Genomic DNA, 4,364 nt, shown 5'->3' with positions numbered 1-4,364 from the left:
CCGGCCGAGCTGCCCGGCCGCGAGCCGGCGCGGCGTCGCGCCGGGCGCGAGGCCGGTGGCGGGCGCGAACTCCAGGGCGTCGTCGCCCTCCGCGTCCGTCACCCACACCACGTGCTCCTCGCCGTCCACGCGGAACGTACGCGGCAGTCGCGCCCGCACCCCCGGTTCGGCGGCGAGCGCCCGTGCGGGCCCCTCGCGGTGCGTGACCCAGTGCACGGCGCCGCGCACGGCGACCGCGCTGCCCCGCCCGGTGTGGTCGGGCGCGGCGGCCCCGAACCAGCGGGCGGCGCTCACCGGATGCGGCTGCAGGTCGGTGCGCTGCCCGCCGAGCGGGATGTCCAGGCGGCGCGGCTCGGCGCCCGCCAGGTCGTCCAGGAGCCAGAGTTCACCCGCGGAGGTGTACGTCACGCGGGTGCCGTCGGTGGCGGCGTGCCGGGCGTAGAAGCCGTCGAGCGGCGTGTGGCGGCGCAGGTCGCCGCCGTCGGGCAGCGACGAGTACACGGCGCCGACGCCCTCGTGGTCGCTGAGGAAGGCGATGCGGTCGCCGACCCACAGCGGGTACTCGATGTTGCCGTCGAGGTCTTCATGGACGCGTACGAAGCCGGGGGCGCCGGTCTCCTCGGCTTCCACGGCTTCCACGGCTTCCTCGGCTTCCACAGCTTCCTCGGCGGGTCGCCGGATCCACAGCTTGCCCGCCGTGCCGCCCCGGTACCGCTTCCACCAGGCCGCCTCGCGCCCCATCGGCGCGGAGAGCAGCAGCACTTGGCCCCCCGGGCCGTACGCGACGTCCCCGACGAGGCCGTACGGCAGCACCTCGGCGGGACCGCCGTCGAGCGGCACCGCGCGCGGCCGGGTGCGGCGCAGGGACGCCTCGCCGTGCGTGCTGATGGCGAGGACGCTCCCGTCGGGCGTCCAGCCGCGCACGGACGTCTTCCCGCTGCCCCAGTACGTCAGGCGCTTGGAGGGGCCGCCGGCCACGGGCGCGATGTGCACCTCGGGGGCGCCGTCGCGCGTGGACGTCCAGGCGACGGTGGTGCCGTCGGGAGAGATCCGTGGCTGGGTCACGGGTACGTTGTCGGCGCTGACCCGCCACGCGCGTCCGCCGTCGAGCGGGGCGACCCAGACGTCGTCCTCGGCGGTGAAGGCGATCAACTCGCCGCGTACGTGCGGAAACCGGAGGTAGGCAGGCTGTGTCACACGGTCAGCCTAAGCAGGCGCCGCGCGGGGCGGGGGCGTTTTGGATCACTTGCCCTGCTCCTCGCCCGGCCGCTCGGTCACGGTGACGGTGGCGGTGGGGCCGGGGTCGGGCTTGTCATGACCGGCGTCGTTGTCGTTTCCGCCGTCGTTGTTGTCGTTTCCGCCGTCGTCGTTGTGGTCACCGCCGTTGCCGTCGTTCCCGCTGTCGTCGTTCCCGTTGTCGTCGTCGGGCCTGCTGTCGCAGTTGCCCAGAACGTCGACGCGGAACCACTCCTGCCGCCCGATCTCCGCGGTCAGATTCCCGCGTACGCAGGCCCCGTTGGTCACATCCGTGACCCGGCCCTTGATGGTGATCTCTTTGTCGTCGTCCGTCTGGCCCCGGCAGTCGACCTCGGCCTCACGCGACTCGTCGGACTCCGAGACCTTCTTGTCCCTGCCGACGAACGAGGCCGTGCAGGTGAGCCAGTCCACCTCGGCGTGCTGCCGCTCCAGCTCGCGGGTGCCCATCTTGTCGGTGGTGATCGCGACCGCGGACGTACTCATGTTGCCCTCGACCGGGTCGCAGGCGGCCAGGCCGAGACCTGCCGCCGCCACGGCCGACGCGGCGACGAGCGCGCGACGCGCCCGCCGGGTGTGCGGTATCCGCCTCAATGCCCCCATGAGCGGCAGCGTGCCACTGCGCGCGGCGCGGCGGTAGACCGCTTGCGGCCATCTGTCCAGTGCGACGGGACATCGTCAGGTGCGGCGGAACGCCGTCAGGCGCGGTCCGTGCGCAGCAGCAGCCACTCCTGGAGCTCCACCAAGTTGCCCTCGGGGTCCTTGAGATGGGCCACCCGCATCCGGTCCGTCATCGGCGTCGGCCCGTGCGTGAGCACCGCGCCGCGCCCGGTGATCCCCGCGCAGTACGCGTCCAGGTCGTCGACCCGCAGCACCACCAGGGAGCGGTGGCCCGTCGCCGACTCGGCCAGCTCGCCGAGGAGTTCGGCCATCATCGCCCGGTCCTGCAGCGCGATGCCCGCGGAGCCGACGGTCGGGCTGAACTTCTCGTACGGTCCCTCCGCCGCGCCCGACTGGGGCTTCAGGCCGAGGACGTCGGCGTAGAAGCGGTAACAGGCGGGGAAGTCCGTGACGAGCAGGCGGACCTGGGCGAGTTCCACGGGGCTGCCTTTCGGGACGTGCCGTCGGCCGGGACCGCTCGCCCCGGCCCGGGCCCGGGCGGTCAGGACCAGCGTCCCGACCGGCCGAGGAGCAGAGCCGTCGCCGCGGTGCCCGCGGTCGACGTACGCAACACGCTACGCCCCAGCCGGTACGGCTCGGCACCCGCCTGCGCGAACGCCGCCAGCTCGTCCGGGGACACACCGCCCTCGGGACCGACGACCAGGACGATGTGCCCGGCCCCGGGCAGTGCGGCGGTGGCCAGCGGCTCGCTGCCCTCCTCGTGCAGGACCGCGGCGAAGTCCGCGCCGGAAAGGAGTGCCGCGACCTGCTTGGTCGTCGCGAGCTCGGCGACCTCCGGGAAGCGCACCCGCCGGGACTGCTTGCCCGCCTCGCGCGCCGTCGCCCGCCACTTGGAGAGCGCCTTCTGGCCGCGCTCGCCCTTCCACTGCGTGATGCAGCGCGCGGCGGCCCACGGCACGACGGCGTCCACGCCGGTCTCCGTCATGGTCTCCACGGCCAGCTCACCGCGGTCGCCCTTGGGCAGCGCCTGCACGACGGTGATCCGCGGCGTCTCCGCGGCCTCCTCGCGTACGCCGCCGTCGTCGAGGGACACGACCAGGCGGTCCTTGCCCTCGGTGTCCGTGACGACGGCGCCCGCCCAGCGTCCGGCGCCGTCGGTGAGGACGACGTCCTCGCCCGCGCGCAGCCGCTTCACGGACACCGCGTGCCGCCCCTCGGGCCCGTCGAGTACGAAACGGCTCCCGGGGGCCGCGCCCCGGAAGGCCCCTTCTTCGGCTTCCCCGACGACGAAGACCGGCGCCGTCACACCGCACCCCGCGCCGCGAACGCCGCCTTGGCCTCTTCGAGTTCCGCCACCAGGACCTCCACCAGCTCCCCGGCCGGCAGCACCCGGGCCAGGCGGTGGCCCTGCCCGGCCCACAGCGCCATGGCCTGCGGGTCCCCGGCCTTGGCCGCGGCCTTGCGCAGGCCCGCCGTCAGGTAGTGGATCTGGGGGTACGCCGCCGGGGCGTACGGACCGTGCTCGCGCATGAAGCGGTTGACCAGGCCGCGGGCAGGACGCCCCGAGAAGGCCCGGGTCAGCTCCGTGTGGCTGAACAGCGGGTTCGTCATGGCCTGCTTGTGCAGCGGCTGCGCGCCGGACTCCGGGGTGACCAGGAACGCGGTGCCGAGCTGGGCGAGGTCCGCGCCCGCGGCGAGCACCGCGGCGATCTGGCCGCCGCGCATCAGGCCGCCCGCCGCGATCACCGGCAGCTGCACGGCCTCGCGGACCTGCGCGACCAGGCTGAGCAGGCCGATCCCCGAGCCGTCCGCCTCCGGGTTGTCCCGGTGCGTGCCCTGGTGTCCGCCCGCCTCGATGCCCTGTACGCAGACGGCGTCGGCGCTCGCCCGCTGGGCCGCCCGGGCCTCCTCCGGGGTGGTCACGGTGACGACCGTGCGGGTGCCGACGCGGTCGAATGCCTGGACGACCTCCCGGGTGGGGCAGCCGAACGTGAACGACACCAGCGGCACCGGATCGTCGAGCAGGATCGCCAGCTTCGCGTCGTAGCCGTCGTCGCGCTTGCCCTCGGTGTCGCCGAGCTGCGTCTCGTACCAGGTGGCCTCGCCGGCGAGCTGGTTGCGGTAGACCTCGACGGCGGCGGGGTCGGCGTACTCGGGCTGCGGCATGAACAGGTTCACCCCGAAGGGGCGCGCCGTCAGCCCCCTGACCTGCTTGATCTCCTGGTACATGCCGTCGGCGGTCTTGTACCCCGCCGCTAGGGACCCGAGCCCGCCCGCCTCGCAGACGGCAGCCACGAGCTGCGGGGTCGAGGCCCCGCCCGCCATCGGGGCCTGCACGATCGGATAACGACAGAGGTCGGTGAGCGCGGAGGACATACCGGCATCGTGCCACGTCTGGCGGGGGCGCCTTGTCCGGGGTCCTTCGGCTTTCCCGCCGCGGGGGCTTCCCTGTCCCGCCGCTTCGCGGCGGATCCTTTCCCACCCGCCCG

The 4,364-nt window shown here is 74.2% G+C and carries 4 protein-coding genes and 1 pseudogene; all 5 read right to left on the bottom strand.

The features are described from left to right. Positions 1-1,197: pseudogene (locus STRAU_RS11605) on the bottom strand (PD40 domain-containing protein); the annotation flags it as partial. A 45-nt stretch (positions 1,198-1,242) separates the two neighbouring features. Then, positions 1,243-1,857, bottom strand: coding sequence for a hypothetical protein (locus STRAU_RS11600; protein ID WP_158692061.1), 615 nt, complete (start codon positions 1,855-1,857; stop codon positions 1,243-1,245). 95 nt (positions 1,858-1,952) lie between these two features. Beyond that, on the bottom strand, positions 1,953-2,354 hold the full coding sequence (locus tag STRAU_RS11595; protein ID WP_016640484.1) for a VOC family protein: 402 nt from the start codon (positions 2,352-2,354) through the stop codon (positions 1,953-1,955). A gap of 62 nt (positions 2,355-2,416) precedes the next feature. After that, complete coding sequence (locus STRAU_RS11590; protein ID WP_016640483.1) at positions 2,417-3,181, bottom strand: 16S rRNA (uracil(1498)-N(3))-methyltransferase; 765 nt, start codon at positions 3,179-3,181, stop codon at positions 2,417-2,419. Further along, positions 3,178-4,251, bottom strand: a complete 1,074-nt coding sequence (locus STRAU_RS11585; protein WP_016640482.1) for a nitronate monooxygenase — start codon at positions 4,249-4,251, stop codon at positions 3,178-3,180. The genes STRAU_RS11590 and STRAU_RS11585 overlap by 4 nt, the downstream gene beginning before the upstream one ends. Positions 4,252-4,364: the final 113 nt, after the last annotated feature.

It is taken from the genome of Streptomyces aurantiacus JA 4570, from assembly GCF_000414115.1.
GTDB classification, from domain to species: Bacteria; Actinomycetota; Actinomycetes; order Streptomycetales; family Streptomycetaceae; genus Streptomyces; species Streptomyces aurantiacus_A.
The sequence above is the reverse complement of the archived record's forward strand: the minus strand, read 5'-3'. Positions and strand labels throughout refer to the sequence as shown.

Excerpts from the sequence above, each read along its gene's own strand:
- STRAU_RS11600 (WP_158692061.1), bottom strand. The coding sequence starts at position 1,857 with ATGGGGGCATTGAGGCGGATACCGCACACCCGGCGGGCGCGTCGCGCG.
- STRAU_RS11585 (WP_016640482.1), bottom strand. The coding sequence starts at position 4,251 with ATGTCCTCCGCGCTCACCGACCTCTGTCGTTATCCGATCGTGCAGGCC.